The organism is Candidatus Levibacter sp. Uisw_134_01 (assembly GCF_047717795.1).
Lineage (GTDB): Bacteria > Pseudomonadota > Alphaproteobacteria > Puniceispirillales > Marisalimonadaceae > Marisalimonas.
In genome coordinates this window covers 470,260-488,655 of record NZ_CP159808.1, presented here as the reverse complement: position 1 = coordinate 488,655, position 18,396 = coordinate 470,260, and the positions used below count along the sequence as shown (strand labels likewise).

Sequence of the window (18,396 nt, the reverse complement as noted above, 5' to 3'; positions counted from 1 at the left end):
ACAGGCAACTGGTGTGAAAGACTTCACTAAATCTTTTTCATCCATTTACTAATAACTTCTAAAGGAAAGCCTTGCCCATAAGATTGTCCTACTCCTGCAGTTATCCAACCACCAATCTTATCAATTATATCACTTGGACATTCAACGGCTCTTAAACGGTCACGCATACTATGTCTAAAACCATGAATTACATAGCTATCTGACAGTTTCTCTTTCATCCATTTGTTAAGAGCAGCACTAGCACTATTTGCATTGCAGATACTCACGGAAGTATATCTAGGAAAGGCATATATACTATCATTATTATTCTCTAGGAGTCTCTTACAAGCCCAGAGTGATGCTCCCACAAGTGGTATACATCTCTGACTTCCTTTAGTCTTTAGACGTCTCCAAGGATGAGGAATGAGTCTTATATGAGGTATCTCACAATTAAGGTTTATATCAGATTTAAGTAAACCTACCCCCTCACCTAATCTCATTCCAGTATCACTAAGTAATGCAATTAACCATCTTAAATCATCATCATATTCTCTGCATAACTTATGCACTAATTTGATTTTATCTATAGGTAAAGGTTTACGGATATGAACAATATTATCATTTGGAAAGTAAGTCCTAGCAAATCCATTTGAACAATCTAATCCATATTCACTAATAGCTATATTGATTATAGACCTAATAGATGAAAATACTCTCTTAACAGTATTTACACTCATCCCTTCTTCTAATAACCAATCACGAAACTTCCCACCATCAGATGATGAATATGATTTTAATGACTTATTCCCTAAAACTTTAATCACATATCTAATGTTTCTCTTAGCAGTTCTAAAAAATACTTTATCTTTTCCAATACCCTTTAGTCTTAGATATAAATCTAGAGCATCAGATATCTTTGGAGTTTTGTCATCATTAATAGCACTATCTAGTTTAATCTTATCTCCTGCAGGTACATTCATATTCTTCAAACGCATACCAAACCAATAATCATCTAATCTTTGAGTAATTGATTTAGAGAACCTGACTGCAGTTGAATCAGATTTAGTTTTCAAGCTAAAACAAATTCTTTGAACTGAATAATGATGGGTTAAGTCAGAAGGTATATGACGAACATAATAAAACTGATTATCTCTTTTCATCACATGATTTGCGACACATTTATTTCTCATTTTCTTTCACACCAGTTGCCTGTTACACAAAAAGTGCTTACATTTCAATTGGTTAGCATGAGAAATGGTGCGGCTGAGAAGAAGTTCTATTCATACAAGATGCACCATTTGCAACTGAACTTTAGCAATAGCAACAGTTTATGTATTACTGAATCTGTGTCAACAGGCACATAATCTTTCACAGTTTCTTTCACAGTTAAAAAATGTTCCGGTAATGGAATAGCCTTACGTAATTGATAATTATTAGTCTATTTTTACTTCTAACATTATTTGCCGCCTATCAATTATTTATTTCTTTTAGAAAGTCATCTGGGTTTTGATCACCTCCAGAAAAAACTTTCTACAAGGATTATGAAAGTAAGAAAGCTATTAAAGATTAATTATTAATAAGTTTACATTGTTCATGAATTATCTTCTTTATATTATTTTTTGAAATATTAGTTAATCCACGAGTGCTAGTTAAATGAAGTGTAAAAAGCCACTTTATTCCTTGATTGGAAATATAAATTTCAACTAACCTTCTATTTTGTTCATCAAAAATTTTATTTGTTAACTTAAGATTATATAATTTTGAAATAAGCTTTATTTGTCCAACTCCACTGACAATGACAATTTTAATTTTTCTTTCTTTTATTATCCATTGATTAGCAAGAACACAAAAGTTCATAATTGGTCCATTTGACCAATTAGGTATTCTTTTTTTTAATTCAGTTAAATTATTAGAGCTCCAGAAAAATAATTCACTTTGTATTATTCCATGTTTTGCAGGAATTAAGTCATTAACGAGGTTAAACCATTTTTTTGAATTTAAAGGTAAAGGATAATTTTTTCTAAAGTTAAAATGCATGCTTTCTTCACATCTTCCATTAGGATGATTTTCCCAATCAGCCTTAACCTCTCCTGGATTTATACCCATGAAAAGCACTTTATTATTACCTTTTCTGTATTCAGAATCATATACAAAATGATGACAGGTTTGCAATTCTGGAAACTCTTCCCATTTACTTCTTACACTTTCAATCATTTAGCTTAGTCCATAAAATATTAAATATTAATCTTTAAAGAAATTGAGACTCCATTCGTCTTGTATATCATAAATGAAATCCTCAGACGCACCTTTGCTGTAGGCTTCAATATAGCCATTATCATTAAACCCAGTTTCTAGAAAATTTTGACCTTCTTTTGATAAACCAACTAAATTACCTTCAATATCAGTCTCTTCAAATTTTGATCTTAATTGTTCTAATTCAATACAGATATTACTAACTTCATCTGGGCTGATTTTCGCTTCAAATTCAAAAGAGTCGTCAGAAACATTCATATCTCCTTCACAATTTTGATGGAACAGACCTACATTACCATCTTCGCCTGAAAATGATCCAAAAACTTCATAAGTATCATCACCAATTTCTGTATAAACCATATTTACTTTTAATATAGCGTCTTGACCAATAACAATTCTGTAAACTTTATCTTTATCAATACTAATCATATAAAAATCCCCCTAAAAGTAATCAATAAATACATCAAGAGTTATCAATTTTTTTAATTACATAACCCTTGAAAATTTAGTCCAGTGTTCATCTTCATGTAAATAATCATAATCGTCTTCAGGAGCATCGCATCGTTCTTGATAAAGTGTTTTAAGATCTTTAAAGTCTGACTTACTACATAAATTCTCAGCCGCCTTAAATATTTTATTAGCCTGAGCTTTAGATAAATCAAAGTCATCTAAGAACATTTGTAATCCCCCTCCAGCTTTGTATTCATCATCAGATTCGTCTATAATGTAATTAGTAAGATTTTTATATTCGGCAATCAAATTTTGTGATTTTGAGTTATTTCTTACGTTTCTACTAAAATCGTGAGCCATACCAAAAAGTTTATATTTCTTTAAAAAAGAAAATACATCTTCAAAGTTTTCTTTTATCAGTGTATCTAACTTTTCGTCTTCATTATTCTCATTCCATTCATCTATTTCATCCAAACAAGAAGTAAAATTTTCATGGCCACTCTTGGAATCATGATAGTCTGTAGGGTTGCCTTCGTAAGGAACTTTTTTACTTATTGTAAAAATATCCCATATTCCATTTATTGCTTGTTTTCTATCTTCATCTTCCAAATCGTCAATATTGTCCATAAGAAATAAATTTAATGGAGAAAAATCTTTTTTATCTTTTGCAGCGTTAAGCGCTTCTTTCAATGTTTCATATTCAATATCACTCATAATTATCTCCTATCAATTATTAATTATTAATTAACATATAAATTAATTTTTATTTTAATCAATATCAAACCAATAATCATCTAATCTTTGAGTAATTGATTTAGAGAACCTGACTGCAGTTGAATCAGATTTAGTTTTTAAACTAAAACAAATTCTCTGAACTGAATAATGATGGGTTAAGTCAGAAGGTATATGACGAACATAATAAAACTGATTATCTCTTTTCATCACATGATTTGCGACACATTTATTTCTCATTTTCTTTCACACCAGTTGCCTGTTACACAAAAAGTGCTTACATTTCAATTGGTTAACATGAGATATGGTGCGGCTGAGAAGACTCGAACTTCCACGGGTTTTATCCCACAGCGACCTCAACGCTGCGCGTCTACCAGTTCCGCCACAGCCGCAATAAAAAGATCTTGTTTCCGATAACAAAACAATATGCATAATGCAAGATAAATATATAATACGTTTTATTTATTAAATGGTGATAATATTGCTTTCTAATGTTGAATGGAAAATATCTAATACATTAATTAATTACGATTTTGCAATATCTGAAATGCAGAAAAGAATAATAAAGATTAAAAGTAATACAGATAATGAATTGATTTGGCTCTTAGAACATTCGTCTATTTTCACTGCAGGAACCTCTGCAAAAGATGAAGATTTAATTAATAATCAGGTGGAAACAAGACGTACTGGAAGAGGCGGAGAATGGACTTGGCATGGACCAGGTCAACGAGTTGTATATGTTATGCTTAATCTTAAAAATAGACTACCTGATGTTAAGGCCTATGTAAATGCACTTGAAGAGTGGATTATCTTAACTTTAGAAGATTTTGATATACATGGAGTAAGGTTGGAGAACAAACCTGGAGTTTGGGTAATAAACAAAGATGATAGTTACGATAAAATTGCAGCTTTAGGGGTTCGAATATCAAGCTGGGTTTCTTGGCATGGCATCTCTATTAATGTTAACCCTAACCTAGAAGAGTTTAAGAATATTGTTCCTTGTGGAATTCAGGAAGGTGGAGTTACTAGCTTATATAATTTAGAAAATATAAGTTCTTTTGAACATTTAGATAATAAATTGAGTAAAAATTTTACTAAAGTTTTTGGAGATGAGAGTTTATTTAAATTAAATTAGCTTCGATTTATCCAAAAAGTTTGCTGAGAAATTCATCTAGAACTTTATCAGCTCTGTCCACATCTGATTTAATCACTTTTAAACTGTCTAAAGTTTTGTAAAAACCTTCTACAGGACCTTCATAATGTAAGATTTTATTTCGTCTATACCTTAACCATGATAGATCCCTAGAATTTTGCAATTTGTTTAGATTTAAACCGTCAACATGGTCTAATGTCTTTTCGTCTGATATTATATTATCAATAATTGTTAAAGATAATATTATAGAGGTAGCCCACATTTTATTTTGCTGTGATTTTATATACTCTTCTAATAAAATTTGAGCATGAGGATTTAAGAAAAAATGATAATCTTTTAATTTTTTTTTATTAATCATGATAATTTTAACATCAAATAGTTTAAGGTTTTGTCAAATCGATTAAGGTGACTATCTTTTTTAACTCCTTATATATTCTTTTCCTTTTTGAAGTTGCCTCTTCTTCTTGGCCCCAATGTTCTGCTTGCCAAAGCTCATCTAAAAAACACGTTTCAAATAGATCTTTTTCTAAAAAATCTCCTTTTAATAAAGATAATGATATAAAAATTGAACCTGTAATATTAGTTAACCTATAAAGAATAGAAATTTCCAAATCAGAAAACTGAATTATTATTTCTCTAATTTTTTTATGAACAGTTATTTTTTGTTTTTGAGGCATTACGCCTTGAAACACATCTATTTTTATATCGATATAACTTTTGACAGTTAGTAATAGCGGATCCCATTTTAATTTTTGTAATTGACATAGTTCAAAAGGCTTTTCTGCTCTATAACAAATCATATCGGTATCGATGAATTGCATTATTTCATTTATATATAATTGTCTACCATTAGATATCCTATCTATAGCTGTAGAGTAGATACCGTAAGAAATCATTTCATCTGCATTTAATATATCTTCATCAACATCCCATTCTAATAAAGTTTCATAAGCACTATCATAATTTATAAAAATTAGTTCATTTTGTAATGGTGTCTTTAAAATATTTTTATCTAACAATAATTGAAATGTATTATTTTCGAATTCTTTTATTTCAACAGTTTTCCAAAACTTTTTCATTTTATTGAAATATTTTTTTCATTAATTTACTTAACTCAGATGAGTTGTTAACTAAATAGGTCGCCCCTGCTGAAACTAACAAATCCTTTTCATTATATCCCCAAGTAACTCCAATACTTTTAATCCCAGCATTTACTCCCAATCCAATATCATTAATTGTGTCCCCAATCATTACGCATCTTTTTTTATCAATATTCAGTTTATTAATTGCCTTTAAGGCCATAGCAGGATCTGGTTTAGGCGTGTTTTCATCTGTGGTGAGTGTTATATCGAATATATCCGATATATTATGCTTTGCTAATCCGTTTATTAGGCCAATTCGTGACTTATTAGTAGCAACTCCAATTAACCAATTATTAGCCTTTAATTCATATAACAAATCAATCATACCAGAATATAAAGGCTCATTTTGAAGCCCCAATCTTCCTTGTTCTGCATACCAATCTCTATAAGCTTCTGAAATTTGTTCTGGGGTTATATCGTAACCAGCTGGCATATATAAATCCAAAGCTACGGCTAATGGTTTTCCTATATTTTCTCTTACTTTTTTTGGATCAGGGTCCGGCAGTCCACACATTCTAAATGCTGCAATAGCACCTTCAACAATCATAATAGCTGAGTCTACAATTGTTCCGTCATAATCAAATAATGCTAATTTCAAGTCGTTATTCAAAGTTTATCTCCATCTATTATGTAAATATATTATTTATATTGTTAGGTAGTGACAGTCCCAAGAATTTTAAATTATTTTTAAAATCTTCATTGAGCTCTGCTTCAATTGTTTCTTTATCAGGCATATGAATTGAGTATGCGTGTAATTGTAAATTATTTATGTCTTCTGAATTCCATTTAATTTGAGTAATACTATCATGGTCATTTAATTTTTCACTTAAATTATAAATTCCAGGCAACCCCGTATATTTTCTATCACCCACTATTGGCGCGTTTATATGCTCGAGATGTACTCTTAATTGATGAGTTCGGCCTGTTTTTGGATATAAAGCAATAACAGCTACTCTAGATCCAATCTTATCTAGTACCTTATAATGTGTAATTGATTGTTTTCCTTTACTATAATCAACTTTCATTTTTTGTTTTCCATCAACACCTTTTTTTAAAATAGGTGCATCTATTACTCCAGAGTTAGTTTTAGGACATGGAGAGACTATAGCTAAATAAGTTTTAATTATTTTATGTTCTTTAAAAAAATTAGATATTTTTTTTGCACTTTTTTGGTTCTTTGCAATTAATAATAATCCTGATGTGTCTTTGTCAATTCTATGCACTAACTTAGGCGCCGTTTCATCATAGAATATACACTTTAACATATCATCTACATGATATTTTTGAGAACTACCTCCCTGTACAGCTAACCCACATGGCTTGTTTATCGCTATAAAATCTTTAGTTTCTTTAATAAAAATTCTTTTATATAAATTTTTATAATAGTTGTTTATGTCTGCTTGATTAAATTGTTTGATTTTGCCGTTTTCGAATTTTATGTGAGATGAATACTTAACTAATTGACCAGTATTAACTTTCACAGACGACTTTATTTTTTTATTATCTAATAGAATTAAACCGGATCTTAGATATTTTTCTAGCATTGCTTGGTTAATGTTACCTAATATTCTTCTAACACATCTATCAATCCTAGACCCATCCTCTGTTTCAGGTATTTTTATAACAAGCATTTCTAGAGTCATTTTATTGTCAACCTAAGCAATTACTAAACACCGAATATCCAACCTTCTTTTTTAGATACCTTTGGCACATTCCAACAGTTTCTATTATTTGAAAAATATCTCATTGCTGCTGCTGAAACAATTGCGTCGGCATCGTCTTGATCAGGCCCGCCAATTATAATATCTTTAGGCAAGGAATTACATCCATAATGACTAAGAGCCTGATTAATTTTGTCTAGAGCATATCCTATATTTTTTTCAGGTTTTACACGTGCATATCTAAAATAATAAGTAGGGAAAATTTCAACTGCTACACTTTTTTTTTGGAATATACTATTGTTGAAAGGCCATATATTTATTTTATTTTTTAGAAAGTTTAGTACCCTCATTCCCGCCAAAGATCCTGTCCCAACTGCTCCAGGCCCTACACAATTGAAAGTAGGACTAGGTGAATGTATTTTATTTTTAGCCTCTATTTCAGTAAATCTTCTTCTGCTTTTATATAACGTACCTTTTAAATTTGGAGAGTTATAATAATTTGAGTAAGGTTCTTTAGACCATATCCCGCCACCATAAAAGTTTCCTAATTTATTATTTATATTATCAATTTTTTCCCACAATTTATATGGAGATATTGGACTATCTTTAATTCCTGGAAAATATGAAAAACAATCATAAAATGGATATGAAAATGAAAAGTCAAATCCAATAAGTGTTTTTTTTTCTGTAACTTCTTTAAGAAGCCATTTTATTAAAGAACATCTTGACCAATATCTGTCTTCAGGCTTAATAATTTTTGGAGGATACCTGCCCATTGGACATTGGGCTACACTAATCCCTTTTTGAAATTTACTCTTGTCCCCAGACCAATCTACAGCAATAAAGTTATCAAAATCCATTTATTACTCAAAAAAAAACCGTTCTTTTAAGAACGGTTTATGATTATTATTTAGATAATTAACTTGCAACAGCCTCTTTTGTTTCTTCTTCATTTGAAGACACATTTTGTAAGGGACCACTATCTTTACCTCTAGCATCTTCATCCCTATCAACTAATTCTATTACAGCCATACCGGCAGCATCACCATACCTATAACCTGCTTTTAAAACTCTTGTATACCCACCGTTTCTATCAGCATATCTAGTTGCCAGTGCTCCAAATAATTTAGAAACCATATTATCATCTCTCAACTTAGAAAAAGCTTGTCTTCTTGCGTGAAGACTACCTTTTTTACCTAAAGTTATTAGCTTATCAACTATTGGCTTCATAGTTTTAGCCTTTGGCAGAGTTGTGATTATTTGTTCATGCTTAATTATCGCTTGAGCCATATTTTTAAATAAAGCTTTCCTGTGCGAGGAAGTTCTATTTAATTTTTTACCTTTAATTCTATGCTTCATTATTATCTCCTAAACTTAAATCAAGATTAAAATGGCTCTTCTATTCTTTTAACTAATTCTTCAATATTCTCTGGCGGCCAACTTTCAATAACCATTCCAAGTTCAAGCCCCATTATTTTAAGAACTTCTCTAATTTCATTTAAGCTCTTTCTACCAAAATTTGGAGTTCTTAACATTTCGGGCTCTGATCGTTGGACCAAATCACCAATATAAACAATGTTATCGTTTTTAAGACAATTTGCAGATCTAACTGATAGTTCTAATTCTTCAACTTTTCGAAGTAGATTTTTATTAAAAGGTAAGTCTTCTAATACTTCTTGTACTTCCTCTTCTTCTGGCTCTTCAAAATTTATAAAATTACTTAGCTGGTCTTGCATTATTCTAGCTGAAAAAGCAACTGCATCTTCCGGTGTCACAGACCCATCTGTAGTTACTACTAAAGATAATTTATCAAAGTCAGTTTGTTGTCCAACACGTGCATTATCCACATTATATGAAACTTGAACAACTGGACTAAATATCGCGTCTATTGGTATAACACCAATTGGTAGATCTTCTTTTCGATTTATAACAGATGATACATAACCTTTTCCATTTTCAACAGTAAATTCGATTGAAAGTTTAGCTCCTTGATCTAAAGTGCAAATTTCATGATCTTTATTCATTATTTCAACTTCAGAAGGACAGCTTATCATTCCAGCAGTTACAGTTTTAGGACCATCCACATCTAATTGAATTTTTTTAATGCCATCAAATTCCATACTTACTTTAATACCTTTGACATTCAATATTATGTCAGTCAAATCTTCCTTCACCCCTGGGATTGATGAAAACTCATGAAGTACACCTTGAACTTGGATTGAAGTAATTGCTGATCCTTGCAAAGACGATAGTAAAATTCTCCTAAGTGCATTTCCAATAGTTACGCCATAGCCTCTCTCAAGTGGCTCTGCGATAATTGTTGAAGTAAATTCAAGATTTTTTTCTTCCTTCACTTTTAACTTTGAAGGTTTAATTATCTCTTTCCAATTTTTTTCAATCATGATTACTCTCTATAAATAATTATTAATATAATGTTATGAAATATATTTTAGACTCTTCTTCTCTTTTTAGGTCTACATCCATTATGTGGTATTGGAGTAACATCCCTAATTGAATTAACTTGAAATCCTATTGTCTGAAGAGCTCTAAGCGCAGATTCTCTTCCAGAACCAGGACCTTGAACCTGAATATCTACAGTCTTAACACCATGTTCAGAAGCTTTATTACCAGCATCCTCAGCAGCTAATTGTGCAGCATAGGGAGTTGATTTTCTTGAACCTTTAAATCCCATACTTCCTGAAGATGACCAGGAAATAGCATTACCTTGTATATCTGTTATAGTTACAACTGTATTATTAAAAGAAGAATTAACGTGCGCTACAGCATTTGTAACATTCTTTTTTTCTTTACGACGTATTCTTGTTTGAGTTGGTTGTTTAACCATATTATATTACTCTCCCTTTAGGATTATTTCTTTTTACCTGCAATTGCTTTAGCAGGACCTTTTCTTGTTCTAGCGTTTGTATGAGTTCTTTGACCCCTTACTGGTAAATTTTTTCTATGTCTAAGTCCTCTCAAACAACCTAAATCTAGGTATCTTTTGATATCCATTGAGGTTTTTCTTCTCAAATCACCTTCAACTAAGTAATCTTCATCTATAATATCTCTTATTTTAGTAAGTTCATCTTCTGATAGGTTGTTAATTCTTCTATCCTCAGTAACACCAACTTTTTTACATATATTTTTTGAGCCAGTTAACCCAATGCCGTGTACATAGGTTAAAGCGATATGCACTCTTTTATTTGTTGGTACATTAACTCCTGCAATACGTGCCACTAATTTCTCCTTCATTAACAAACGTTAAACAAATATTTTGCGAATTATAGACTTAACAAAAAAACAGTCAACTTTATAATAGTTAAAACATTTTTTTGATATCACTAGATACATTTTCTATACTTTGCATTCCATCAACAGTCTTTAATCTCTTCAAACTTCTATAATATTCTAAAACTGGCATTGTGTCTTTTTGATATACTGTAATTCTTTTTATCAAAACATCCTTATTATCGTCGTTTCTAACAAAGTCACCCTCTTCCGCCCTCTGTTTAATTCTTTCAAATAATAATTTTTCATCAACATCAATTTGAATAATATGATCAATTTCAATATTTTTATTTGCTAGCACATCATCTAAAGCTATTGCTTGATTTAAAGTTCTTGGAAATCCATCAAGTATAAAACCATTTTGGCAATCAGGTTTACTAATTCGTTCTTCTATTATAGACATTATTATTTCATCAGAAACTAAACCACCACTATCCATTATAGATTTCGCTGTCTTTCCTAAATTTGAACCAGAATTAACTTCATCTCTTAGCATGTCGCCAGTCGAAATTTGTACAATATCATGTGTTTTAATTAAAATTTTAGCTTGGGTCCCTTTTCCTGCTCCGGGAGGGCCAAATAATATAATGTTCATTTAACGCCTACCACCCCGTAGTTTAGTTTTTTTAATCAAACCTGAATATCTGTGAGCTATCAAATGAGATTGCGCTTGAGCGACAGTATCCATCGATACTGTTACTACAATTAATAAACTCGTACCTCCTAAGTAAAAGGGTATAGAATATTTTGATATTAATATCTCAGGTAAAATACACACAGCTGATAAATATGTGGCACCAATTGCTGTAAGCCTAGTCAAAACAAAGTCTAAATAATCTGATGTTGGAGGACCTGGTCTAATCCCTGGAACATAGCCACCATTTTTCTTTAAGTTATCTGCTGTTTCATCAGGATTAAAGACTATAGCTGTATAAAAAAATGCAAAGAAAACAATTAAGCTAATATATAAAGCCAAATAAAGTGGTTGCCCTCTTCCAAAATATGAATTGAGCGCAAGTACCCAATCAGAACTATCACTTCCCATTCCTGAAAATGATGATAATGATGTAGGTAATAATAAAAGAGCAGAAGCAAAGATTGGAGGTATTACGCCGGGAACATTTATTTTAAGTGGCAAATGAGAGGAGTCGCCCGCAAACATTTTATTTCCCATTTGTCGTTTAGGGTATTGAACTATTATTTTCCTCTGGGAACGTTCAATAAAAACAATAAAAGCAACAACTGATATAGCTAATAGAAATATGCCAATAATAAGTATTGATGAAATTGATCCAGTTCTACCTTGTTCTAAAATTTGAGCCATTGCCCTTGGTAGTTCGGCAACTATACCCGAAAAGATAATTAGAGAAACACCATTGCCAATACCTCTTGAGGTGATTTGCTCTCCAAGCCATAATAAAAACATGACTGACCCAACCAGAGTTACAACTGTTGTAACCTTGAAGAAAACTCCTGGGTTCATAACTAATTGCCCTGTTGATCCCGATGTTCCTTCAAGTGCAACTGCAAAGCCGTAAGCTTGAACTGTGGCAAGAAGTACTGTTAGATACCTGGTATATTGATTAATTGTTTTTCTTCCTGATTCCCCGTCTTTTTTTAATTGAGACATCTGTGGAGATATTGAAGTCATAAGTTGCATTATAATTGAAGCAGAAATATAAGGTAAAATAGTCAGAGCAAAGATAGTCATTCGACCCAACGCTCCCCCTGAAAACATGTTAAACATTCCAAGAACACCGTTATTGGCATTTTCAACTATTTCTGATAAGGCTAAAGCATTAATTCCAGGAACAGGTATGTAAGTACCTAATCTGTATACAATCAAAGCTCCAAGCGTAAATAAAATTCTTTGTCGTAGTTCAGTGGCTTGACCTAACAAACCGAACATACCTTCATTAGCCATAAATTATGCCTCAGACTTTTTCTCTTTTTTAACAACCTGTTTCTTTTTTTCTAATACAGTCACAGTACCACCAACTTTTTCTACTAATTCTCTGGCTTTTGATGAAACCGCGGAAACTTCTATATTAATTTTACTTTTAATTTCACCTTTGGCTAAAAGTTTAACTTTAGAAGTTATTTTTTTTATTAGACCTAACTCTAATAAATATTCTGAAGTAATAGCTTTCTGATTGTTTATTTTCTTATTGGCTATCAATTTTTCTATATTATCTAAATTAAGTTCTACAAAGGGAACCCTGTTAATATTCGTAAAACCCCTCTTAGGTAGACGTCTATGGATAGGCATTTGTCCACCTTCAAAGCCTTTTACTGCTACACCTGATCTGGCTTTTTGACCCTTATGTCCTTTGCCTGAAGTTTTACCAGTTCCAGAACCAATGCCTCTGCCAATCCTTTTCCTATCTTTAGTAGCTTTGTGATTGTCCTTAATTTCATTTAAATTCATCAATTTTCTCCGTTTTAGCACATAACAAAAGGCTAACTTACAATTACAAGATGCTTCACTTTATTTATCATTCCACGAATTGAGGGGGTATCTTCAAGCTGGCACGATCTGCCAATTTTATTTAACCCAAGACCTACTAAAGTTTGTCTTTGATAAGCCTGTCTACCAATAGGGCTCTTCTTTTGTGTTACAATGATGGTTTTTTTGTCAGACATTATAATTCCTACTCAACTTTTGCAGCTTGATTAATTTCTTTACTTTCATTCCCAAATATTTCAGCTACTTTTTTTCCTCTTTTATTAGCAACATTTCTTGGAGAATACATTGACTTAAATGCATCAAAAGTAGCTTTAATCATGTTGTGTGGATTAGACGTCCCAATAGATTTTGCTACGACATCTTGAACACCAAGAGTCTCAAAAACAGCTCTCATTGGACCACCAGCTATAATACCAGTACCTGAGGGAGCGCTTCTTAAAACAACTCTACCTGCCCCATAATGACCTTTCATATCATGATGTAGTGTTCTACCTTCTTTCATAGGTACTTTAACCATATTTTTCTTTGCATCATCGGTGGCTTTTTTTATAGCTTCAGGTACTTCTTTAGCTTTACCTGTTCCATAGCCTACTTTGCCTCTTAAGTCACCGACAACCACAATTGCTGCAAAACCAAATCTTCTACCACCCTTTACAACTTTAGCTACTCTATTAATACCAACTAACTTATCTACTAAATCAGTATCTTCTTTTTTATTTTTCTTATTTTGTTTATCTACATTTACCATCACAAACCCCTAAAATATTAATCCACCATCTCTAGCCGCATCAGCTAAGTTTTTAACTCTTCCGTGATATATATATCCACCTCTGTCAAACACAACTTTAGTAATACCTTTAATTTTTGCTTTTTCTGCTATCAACGTTCCAACCAAAGTAGCAACTTCCTTAGAACCACAATTTTTGTATTTGCCTTTAATTGTTAGGTCTAGACTTGATGCTGAAGCCATAGTTGTGCCTTTATCATCATCAATTATTTGGCCATAAATATGCTTGCTTGATCTAAACACAGTTAACCTTAGCATACCTTTAGAATTCTTTTTCAAGGAAGTTCTATTCCTTTGTTTTCTTCTTTCGTGTAAAGACGTGAAATTACCCATTTTTTCCTCTATTTTTTCTTACCTTCTTTGCGTAAAATATACTCATCAGAATATCTTATTCCTTTACCTTTAAATGGCTCAGGAGGTCTCTTTGATCTTACTACTGCAGCAAATTGACCAAGTTTTTGCTTATCAGCTCCTGAAATTGAAAATTTTGTGTTTCCATCCATCTTAATTGAAAGACCTTCTGGCACTTCAATCTCTACAGGGTGACTTAAGCCAAGACTCAGTGTTAATTTGTTACCTTGAAGAGCACCTCTATAACCGACGCCAACTATTTCCATTTCTTTAACAAAACCAACGCTAACACCTTGAACAGCGCTATTAATTAATGCTCTTGTTGTACCCCACAAGGCTTTACCTTTTGATGTTTTATCATTAGGCTCAACTGTTATCGTCTTGTCTTCTATAGTAACATTTACTGTGTTAGTTATAGGAGTATTTAACTCGCCTTTTGAACCTTTTGCCCAAAAACCGTTTTCATTTTTTTTAACTTCAACACCATCGGGTATATTAATTATTGCCTGACCTACTCTAGACATATGCTTTTACTCCTAAAATACTTGACATAGAACTTCACCACCAACATGAGCAGCTCTAGCTTCGTTATCACTCATTACACCTCTAGGAGTTGATAGTATTGATATACCTAATCCATTATATGTTTTCGGCAAGTCATCGATGGCAGAATAAACTCTTCTCCCAGGTGTTGATACCCTTTTAATTTCACTAATTACGGGTTTACCATCATAATACTTTAGTTCAATTTTAAACTCGTTTATACCTGGGCGTTTTTCAACTTGTGAAAAGTTACGTATGTAACCTTCCCTTTTTAAAACGTCCAACACATTAGCTCTAAATCTAGAAGCAGGAGCATCAACCACAGACTTATTCGCGGTTTGTCCATTTCTAATTCGAGTTAACATATCTCCAAGTGTATCACTCATTGACATAATTTATTACCTTTCTACCAGCTTGATTTTACCATACCTGGAATCTGTCCAGATAAAGCTAATTCACGAAGAGCAATTCGTGACATTTTTACTTTTCTATAATACCCGCGAGGTCTACCTGTAATTAAACATCTATTTCTTAGTCTTGTTTTTGCACCGTTTCTTGGCATTTCTGACAACTTTAATTGAGCCTCAAAACGATCCTCCATGGAAGTAGATCTATTTTTACAAATAGCCACCAATCTATCTCTTCTAGATTTATTTTTTTTGACTTGTTTTTCTTTATTTAAGTTTTTTTCGATAGCACTTTTTTTAGCCATTATAATCTCCTAATAAAACCTATGCTGCAATAAATGGGAAATCAAAACCTTTGAGAAGCTCCTTAGCTTCATCGTCAGTTTTTGCTGAAGTAACGAAAATTATATCCATACCTCTAGCTGAATCCACATTATCATATTCAATCTCAGGAAATACAAACTGCTCTTTTAAACCTAGTGCATAATTTCCGTTACCATCAAAACTTTTTGGGTTTATACCTCTAAAATCTCTAACTCTCGGAAGAGCAATATTTATAAATCTATCGACAAACTCATACATCTTGTTCTTCCTAAGTGTAACTTTTACACCAATAGGCATACCTTCTCTTAACTTAAAGCTAGCATTTGCTTTTTTTGACTTTGTTATAATAGGTTTTTGTCCTGTAATTGCTGCTACTTCACTTGCAGCTGATTCAATCTTTTTACTATCTTTAACTGCTTCTCCTACACCCATATTGATAACAATTTTTTCAAGCCTAGGAATTTGCATGTCGTTTTGATAATTAAATTTGTCTTTAAGAACTTTAATTATTTCATTTTTATATTTATCTTGTAATCTTGCCTTCATCGACTTTCTCCAAATCACTTATCTAATAAAGAGCCTGAAATTACAGACACTCTTTTCTTTATACCATCCTTGAAATCGTATTTTACCCTTGTTGGTTTTCCAGTATCTGGATCAATGTGAGATATGTTCGAAATATGAATTGATGCTTCTATCTCTTCTATTTTACCAGGGTTCTCTTGTGTTGCTTTTCTATGACGTTTAACAATGTTAATACCACTAACAATAACTCTATCTTTGGCTGTTATCATTGAAGTAATACTTCCAGATTTACCTTTATCTTTTCCTGCAATAACAACCACAGTATCGCCTTTTTTTACTTTAAATTTTTTTTTCATTACAAAACCTCCGGCGCCAAAGACACTATTTTCATAAACTGTTTTCCACGTAACTCTCTTGTGACTGGACCAAATATTCTGGTACCAATTGGCTCGTTGCTTTTATTTACTAAAACGGCAGCATTTTTATCAAATCTGATACAACTTCCATCATTTCTTCTAACTTCTTTTGCTGTTCGTACAATTACAGCCCTATGAACATCACCTTTTTTAACACGTCCTCTTGGTATTGCTTCTTTTATAGAAACAACAATAACATCTCCAACACCAGCAGTTTTTCTGCCTGAACCACCAAGAACTTTAATACATTGAACTCTTCTAGCACCTGAATTATCTGCAACTTCTAAATTACTCTGCATCTGTATCATATCGTGTCTCCAACAAATAATAAGTTTAATATATAACTTCAAAACGTTTGTTTTTAGAAATAGGTACACATTCTTGTATATTCACGACATCACCTACTTTAAATTTATTTTCGCTATCATGAGCAGCAAACTTTTTCGATTTAGTAACAAATTTCTTATACATAGGATGCATAATTTTTCTTTCAACAACCACGGTAATGGTTTTATCAGCCTTACTACTAGTAACCTTACCTGTTAAAATTCTTTTTGGCATTTTAGCTATCCTTAAATTTTAGTTGGAACAATGTTATTCAAGATTGTTTTAATACAAGCTATCTCTCTTCTTATATGCTTAAACCTTGCTGGATTTTCGTTTTGACCATTAGTAACTTGAAAGCGAAGATTGAATTGCTCTTTTCTAAGCAAGGTTAATTGTTGCTTTAATTCATCACTAGTTTTAACTTTTAAATCTTTGGCTTTATGTTTTGCCATTGGAACCTCTTTTTAAACTATTCACCTAATCTTTTAACAACTTTTGTGTGCATTGGTAGTTTTGCAGCAGCAAGGCTTAACGCCTCATTCGCTGCGATTTCAGATACACCGTCCAACTCGAACATTATTCTACCTGGCTTAACTCTACATACCCAGAATTCAGGTGAACCCTTACCTTTTCCCATTCTTACCTCAGCGGGTTTACTAGAAACTGGCACATCAGGAAATATTCTAATCCAGACCCTTCCTGCTCTTCTTAAATGCCTAGTAATTGCCCTTCTAGCCGCTTCAATTTGTCTTGCAGTTACTCGCTCAGGCTCAACAGCCTTAAGGCCGAAAGATCCAAAGTTAAGTTTAGTACCACCCTTAGCTAAACCATGAATTCTACCTTTATGAGCTTTTCTGAACTTAGTTCTTTTTGGTTGCAACATGATGTTTACCCTTGGTCCATAGATTTATTATTTGAAGTTTTAGGTGATCCAGCCATTCTCTTATCTTGAGCCATAGGATCATGCTCCATAATCTCACCTTTAAAAATCCAAACTTTAACACCAGTAGCACCATAAGTTGTAAAAGCCGTGGATTCTGCGTAGTCAACATCAGCACGAAGTGTATGCAATGGGACTCTTCCTTCTCTGTACCATTCAGTTCTTGCTATTTCTGCTCCACCTAATCTCCCTGCACAATTTATTCGTACGCCACCCGCACCTAATCGCATAGAATTTTGAACAGCCCTTTTCATAGCTCTTCTAAAGGCAACTCTTTTTTCTAGTTGTTGAGCTATTCCATCTGCGACTAATTTTGCATCAAGCTCAGGTTTCCTAACTTCAATTATATTTAAACTAACTTCTGCGCCAATTTGCTTGCCTAATGTTTGTTTAAGAGTTTCAATATCTTGACCTTTTTTTCCAATTACTAAACCAGGTCTTCCTGCATATATTGAAATTCTAGCCCTTCCAGCAGGTCTTTCTATAACTATTTTGCTTACTGCAGCTGATTTTAGTTTTTCAAATAGATATTTTCTCAAGCCTATATCTTGGTGAAGTAAATCCGCATAAGACTTTCCTCCAAACCATCTTGAGTCCCAAGTACGATTAATACCTAATCTAAAACCAATTGGCTGTGTTTTTTGACCCATT

General features: G+C 32.4%; 31 protein-coding genes and 1 tRNA gene. 1 reads left to right on the top strand and 31 read right to left on the bottom strand.

All coding sequences use genetic code 11. The annotated features are described in order from the left end of the window. Nucleotides 1-26: 26 nt before the first annotated feature. The 6 genes from ABXT66_RS02680 to ABXT66_RS02655 form a co-directional block, all read right to left on the bottom strand. Nucleotides 27-1,169, bottom strand: coding sequence for a DUF6538 domain-containing protein (locus ABXT66_RS02680; protein WP_443644123.1), 1,143 nt, complete (start codon nt 1,167-1,169; stop codon nt 27-29). A gap of 376 nt (nt 1,170-1,545) precedes the next feature. Continuing rightward, complete coding sequence (locus tag ABXT66_RS02675; protein WP_443644122.1) at nt 1,546-2,193, bottom strand: hypothetical protein; 648 nt, start codon at nt 2,191-2,193, stop codon at nt 1,546-1,548. Between the two features lie 27 nt (nt 2,194-2,220). Continuing rightward, entirely contained in the window at nt 2,221-2,661 is a 441-nt protein-coding gene (locus ABXT66_RS02670; protein WP_443644121.1) for a hypothetical protein, read from the bottom strand. A gap of 57 nt (nt 2,662-2,718) precedes the next feature. Further along, nucleotides 2,719-3,396: a hypothetical protein gene (locus ABXT66_RS02665; RefSeq protein ID WP_443644120.1), complete on the bottom strand. Its 678-nt coding sequence runs from the start codon at nt 3,394-3,396 to the stop codon at nt 2,719-2,721. A gap of 54 nt (nt 3,397-3,450) precedes the next feature. Then, a complete protein-coding gene (locus ABXT66_RS02660; protein WP_443644119.1) occupies nt 3,451-3,654 on the bottom strand; it encodes a DUF6538 domain-containing protein in 204 nt (67 codons plus the stop codon). Nucleotides 3,655-3,719: 65 nt separating this feature from the next. Beyond that, a tRNA-Leu gene (locus ABXT66_RS02655) sits at nt 3,720-3,806 on the bottom strand. Between the two features lie 89 nt (nt 3,807-3,895). On the opposite strand from ABXT66_RS02655, the gene lipB reads away from it, so the two are divergent. Further along, complete coding sequence (gene lipB / locus ABXT66_RS02650; protein WP_443644118.1) at nt 3,896-4,549, top strand: lipoyl(octanoyl) transferase LipB; 654 nt, start codon at nt 3,896-3,898, stop codon at nt 4,547-4,549. Nucleotides 4,550-4,556: 7 nt separating this feature from the next. Here lipB and ABXT66_RS02645 read toward each other — a convergent pair whose 3' ends face one another. The 25 genes from ABXT66_RS02645 to rpsC form a co-directional block, all read right to left on the bottom strand. Then, a complete protein-coding gene (locus ABXT66_RS02645) occupies nt 4,557-4,925 on the bottom strand; it encodes a hypothetical protein (protein WP_443644117.1) in 369 nt (122 codons plus the stop codon). Nucleotides 4,926-4,947: 22 nt separating this feature from the next. Next, the gene (locus ABXT66_RS02640) at nt 4,948-5,646 is read right to left on the bottom strand and encodes an ATP12 family protein (protein ID WP_443644116.1); all 699 of its coding nucleotides are present in this window, start codon (nt 5,644-5,646) and stop codon (nt 4,948-4,950) included. Between the two features lies 1 nt (nt 5,647). Beyond that, nucleotides 5,648-6,319: an HAD family hydrolase gene (locus tag ABXT66_RS02635; RefSeq protein ID WP_443644115.1), complete on the bottom strand. Its 672-nt coding sequence runs from the start codon at nt 6,317-6,319 to the stop codon at nt 5,648-5,650. Between the two features lie 16 nt (nt 6,320-6,335). Next, the gene (locus ABXT66_RS02630; RefSeq protein ID WP_443644114.1) at nt 6,336-7,352 is read right to left on the bottom strand and encodes an RluA family pseudouridine synthase; all 1,017 of its coding nucleotides are present in this window, start codon (nt 7,350-7,352) and stop codon (nt 6,336-6,338) included. A 23-nt stretch (nt 7,353-7,375) separates the two neighbouring features. Continuing rightward, nucleotides 7,376-8,230: a hypothetical protein gene (locus ABXT66_RS02625; RefSeq protein ID WP_443644113.1), complete on the bottom strand. Its 855-nt coding sequence runs from the start codon at nt 8,228-8,230 to the stop codon at nt 7,376-7,378. Nucleotides 8,231-8,288: 58 nt separating this feature from the next. Further along, nucleotides 8,289-8,729 (bottom strand): 50S ribosomal protein L17, encoded by a 441-nt coding sequence (gene rplQ, locus ABXT66_RS02620; protein WP_443644112.1) that lies wholly within the window; start codon nt 8,727-8,729, stop codon nt 8,289-8,291. A 26-nt stretch (nt 8,730-8,755) separates the two neighbouring features. After that, nucleotides 8,756-9,772, bottom strand: coding sequence for a DNA-directed RNA polymerase subunit alpha (locus tag ABXT66_RS02615; RefSeq protein ID WP_443644111.1), 1,017 nt, complete (start codon nt 9,770-9,772; stop codon nt 8,756-8,758). 47 nt (nt 9,773-9,819) lie between these two features. Beyond that, the gene (gene rpsK / locus ABXT66_RS02610; RefSeq protein WP_443644110.1) at nt 9,820-10,215 is read right to left on the bottom strand and encodes a 30S ribosomal protein S11; all 396 of its coding nucleotides are present in this window, start codon (nt 10,213-10,215) and stop codon (nt 9,820-9,822) included. Nucleotides 10,216-10,238: 23 nt separating this feature from the next. After that, on the bottom strand, nt 10,239-10,607 hold the full coding sequence (gene rpsM, locus ABXT66_RS02605; protein WP_443644109.1) for a 30S ribosomal protein S13: 369 nt from the start codon (nt 10,605-10,607) through the stop codon (nt 10,239-10,241). 82 nt (nt 10,608-10,689) lie between these two features. Further along, nucleotides 10,690-11,253, bottom strand: coding sequence for an adenylate kinase (locus ABXT66_RS02600; RefSeq protein WP_443644108.1), 564 nt, complete (start codon nt 11,251-11,253; stop codon nt 10,690-10,692). Beyond that, entirely contained in the window at nt 11,254-12,582 is a 1,329-nt protein-coding gene (gene secY / locus ABXT66_RS02595; RefSeq protein WP_443644107.1) for a preprotein translocase subunit SecY, read from the bottom strand. It abuts the gene before it with no gap. Nucleotides 12,583-12,585: 3 nt separating this feature from the next. After that, a complete protein-coding gene (gene rplO, locus ABXT66_RS02590; protein ID WP_443644106.1) occupies nt 12,586-13,086 on the bottom strand; it encodes a 50S ribosomal protein L15 in 501 nt (166 codons plus the stop codon). A 32-nt stretch (nt 13,087-13,118) separates the two neighbouring features. Continuing rightward, nucleotides 13,119-13,301, bottom strand: a complete 183-nt coding sequence (gene rpmD / locus ABXT66_RS02585; protein ID WP_443644105.1) for a 50S ribosomal protein L30 — start codon at nt 13,299-13,301, stop codon at nt 13,119-13,121. Between the two features lie 8 nt (nt 13,302-13,309). Beyond that, nucleotides 13,310-13,873 (bottom strand): 30S ribosomal protein S5, encoded by a 564-nt coding sequence (gene rpsE, locus ABXT66_RS02580; RefSeq protein WP_443644104.1) that lies wholly within the window; start codon nt 13,871-13,873, stop codon nt 13,310-13,312. Nucleotides 13,874-13,882: 9 nt separating this feature from the next. Further along, nucleotides 13,883-14,245 carry a 50S ribosomal protein L18 gene (gene rplR / locus ABXT66_RS02575; protein WP_443644103.1) on the bottom strand — a complete coding sequence of 121 codons (363 nt, stop codon included), beginning with the start codon at nt 14,243-14,245 and terminating at the stop codon, nt 13,883-13,885. Between the two features lie 8 nt (nt 14,246-14,253). Then, the gene (gene rplF, locus ABXT66_RS02570) at nt 14,254-14,787 is read right to left on the bottom strand and encodes a 50S ribosomal protein L6 (RefSeq protein ID WP_443644102.1); all 534 of its coding nucleotides are present in this window, start codon (nt 14,785-14,787) and stop codon (nt 14,254-14,256) included. Between the two features lie 12 nt (nt 14,788-14,799). Next, nucleotides 14,800-15,198: a 30S ribosomal protein S8 gene (gene rpsH, locus ABXT66_RS02565; RefSeq protein WP_443644101.1), complete on the bottom strand. Its 399-nt coding sequence runs from the start codon at nt 15,196-15,198 to the stop codon at nt 14,800-14,802. Between the two features lie 14 nt (nt 15,199-15,212). Then, complete coding sequence (gene rpsN / locus ABXT66_RS02560; RefSeq protein ID WP_443644100.1) at nt 15,213-15,518, bottom strand: 30S ribosomal protein S14; 306 nt, start codon at nt 15,516-15,518, stop codon at nt 15,213-15,215. A gap of 19 nt (nt 15,519-15,537) precedes the next feature. Further along, entirely contained in the window at nt 15,538-16,083 is a 546-nt protein-coding gene (gene rplE, locus ABXT66_RS02555; RefSeq protein ID WP_443644099.1) for a 50S ribosomal protein L5, read from the bottom strand. A 14-nt stretch (nt 16,084-16,097) separates the two neighbouring features. Further along, nucleotides 16,098-16,418, bottom strand: a complete 321-nt coding sequence (gene rplX, locus ABXT66_RS02550) for a 50S ribosomal protein L24 (RefSeq protein ID WP_443644098.1) — start codon at nt 16,416-16,418, stop codon at nt 16,098-16,100. Continuing rightward, a complete protein-coding gene (rplN, locus tag ABXT66_RS02545) occupies nt 16,418-16,786 on the bottom strand; it encodes a 50S ribosomal protein L14 (protein ID WP_443644097.1) in 369 nt (122 codons plus the stop codon). The genes rplX and rplN overlap by 1 nt, the downstream gene beginning before the upstream one ends. Before the next feature lie 25 nt (nt 16,787-16,811). Continuing rightward, nucleotides 16,812-17,039, bottom strand: a complete 228-nt coding sequence (gene rpsQ, locus ABXT66_RS02540) for a 30S ribosomal protein S17 (RefSeq protein ID WP_443644096.1) — start codon at nt 17,037-17,039, stop codon at nt 16,812-16,814. A gap of 11 nt (nt 17,040-17,050) precedes the next feature. Further along, nucleotides 17,051-17,257, bottom strand: a complete 207-nt coding sequence (gene rpmC, locus ABXT66_RS02535) for a 50S ribosomal protein L29 (RefSeq protein WP_443644095.1) — start codon at nt 17,255-17,257, stop codon at nt 17,051-17,053. A gap of 17 nt (nt 17,258-17,274) precedes the next feature. Continuing rightward, on the bottom strand, nt 17,275-17,688 hold the full coding sequence (gene rplP, locus ABXT66_RS02530) for a 50S ribosomal protein L16 (protein WP_443644094.1): 414 nt from the start codon (nt 17,686-17,688) through the stop codon (nt 17,275-17,277). Nucleotides 17,689-17,693: 5 nt separating this feature from the next. Further along, the gene (gene rpsC / locus ABXT66_RS02525; protein WP_443644093.1) at nt 17,694-18,395 is read right to left on the bottom strand and encodes a 30S ribosomal protein S3; all 702 of its coding nucleotides are present in this window, start codon (nt 18,393-18,395) and stop codon (nt 17,694-17,696) included. Nucleotide 18,396: the final 1 nt, after the last annotated feature.

Excerpts from the sequence above, each read along its gene's own strand:
- rplN (WP_443644097.1), bottom strand. The coding sequence starts at position 16,786 with ATGATACAGATGCAGAGTAATTTAGAAGTTGCAGATAATTCAGGTGCT.
- ABXT66_RS02680 (WP_443644123.1), bottom strand. The coding sequence starts at position 1,169 with ATGAGAAATAAATGTGTCGCAAATCATGTGATGAAAAGAGATAATCAG.
- rpsQ (WP_443644096.1), bottom strand. The coding sequence starts at position 17,039 with ATGCCAAAAAGAATTTTAACAGGTAAGGTTACTAGTAGTAAGGCTGAT.
- rplQ (WP_443644112.1), bottom strand. The coding sequence starts at position 8,729 with ATGAAGCATAGAATTAAAGGTAAAAAATTAAATAGAACTTCCTCGCAC.
- rplX (WP_443644098.1), bottom strand. The coding sequence starts at position 16,418 with ATGAAAAAAAAATTTAAAGTAAAAAAAGGCGATACTGTGGTTGTTATT.
- ABXT66_RS02630 (WP_443644114.1), bottom strand. The coding sequence starts at position 7,352 with ATGACTCTAGAAATGCTTGTTATAAAAATACCTGAAACAGAGGATGGG.
- ABXT66_RS02665 (WP_443644120.1), bottom strand. The coding sequence starts at position 3,396 with ATGAGTGATATTGAATATGAAACATTGAAAGAAGCGCTTAACGCTGCA.
- rpsK (WP_443644110.1), bottom strand. The coding sequence starts at position 10,215 with ATGGTTAAACAACCAACTCAAACAAGAATACGTCGTAAAGAAAAAAAG.
- ABXT66_RS02645 (WP_443644117.1), bottom strand. The coding sequence starts at position 4,925 with ATGATTAATAAAAAAAAATTAAAAGATTATCATTTTTTCTTAAATCCT.
- rpsH (WP_443644101.1), bottom strand. The coding sequence starts at position 15,198 with ATGTCAATGAGTGATACACTTGGAGATATGTTAACTCGAATTAGAAAT.
- ABXT66_RS02640 (WP_443644116.1), bottom strand. The coding sequence starts at position 5,646 with ATGAAAAAGTTTTGGAAAACTGTTGAAATAAAAGAATTCGAAAATAAT.
- rplR (WP_443644103.1), bottom strand. The coding sequence starts at position 14,245 with ATGGGTAATTTCACGTCTTTACACGAAAGAAGAAAACAAAGGAATAGA.
- rpmD (WP_443644105.1), bottom strand. The coding sequence starts at position 13,301 with ATGTCTGACAAAAAAACCATCATTGTAACACAAAAGAAGAGCCCTATT.
- rplP (WP_443644094.1), bottom strand. The coding sequence starts at position 17,688 with ATGTTGCAACCAAAAAGAACTAAGTTCAGAAAAGCTCATAAAGGTAGA.
- secY (WP_443644107.1), bottom strand. The coding sequence starts at position 12,582 with ATGGCTAATGAAGGTATGTTCGGTTTGTTAGGTCAAGCCACTGAACTA.
- ABXT66_RS02625 (WP_443644113.1), bottom strand. The coding sequence starts at position 8,230 with ATGGATTTTGATAACTTTATTGCTGTAGATTGGTCTGGGGACAAGAGT.
- rplE (WP_443644099.1), bottom strand. The coding sequence starts at position 16,083 with ATGAAGGCAAGATTACAAGATAAATATAAAAATGAAATAATTAAAGTT.
- ABXT66_RS02660 (WP_443644119.1), bottom strand. The coding sequence starts at position 3,654 with ATGAGAAATAAATGTGTCGCAAATCATGTGATGAAAAGAGATAATCAG.
- ABXT66_RS02600 (WP_443644108.1), bottom strand. The coding sequence starts at position 11,253 with ATGAACATTATATTATTTGGCCCTCCCGGAGCAGGAAAAGGGACCCAA.
- rpsN (WP_443644100.1), bottom strand. The coding sequence starts at position 15,518 with ATGGCTAAAAAAAGTGCTATCGAAAAAAACTTAAATAAAGAAAAACAA.
- rpsE (WP_443644104.1), bottom strand. The coding sequence starts at position 13,873 with ATGGTAAATGTAGATAAACAAAATAAGAAAAATAAAAAAGAAGATACT.
- rplO (WP_443644106.1), bottom strand. The coding sequence starts at position 13,086 with ATGAATTTAAATGAAATTAAGGACAATCACAAAGCTACTAAAGATAGG.
- rpsC (WP_443644093.1), bottom strand. The coding sequence starts at position 18,395 with ATGGGTCAAAAAACACAGCCAATTGGTTTTAGATTAGGTATTAATCGT.
- rpmC (WP_443644095.1), bottom strand. The coding sequence starts at position 17,257 with ATGGCAAAACATAAAGCCAAAGATTTAAAAGTTAAAACTAGTGATGAA.
- ABXT66_RS02675 (WP_443644122.1), bottom strand. The coding sequence starts at position 2,193 with ATGATTGAAAGTGTAAGAAGTAAATGGGAAGAGTTTCCAGAATTGCAA.
- ABXT66_RS02615 (WP_443644111.1), bottom strand. The coding sequence starts at position 9,772 with ATGATTGAAAAAAATTGGAAAGAGATAATTAAACCTTCAAAGTTAAAA.
- ABXT66_RS02670 (WP_443644121.1), bottom strand. The coding sequence starts at position 2,661 with ATGATTAGTATTGATAAAGATAAAGTTTACAGAATTGTTATTGGTCAA.
- rplF (WP_443644102.1), bottom strand. The coding sequence starts at position 14,787 with ATGTCTAGAGTAGGTCAGGCAATAATTAATATACCCGATGGTGTTGAA.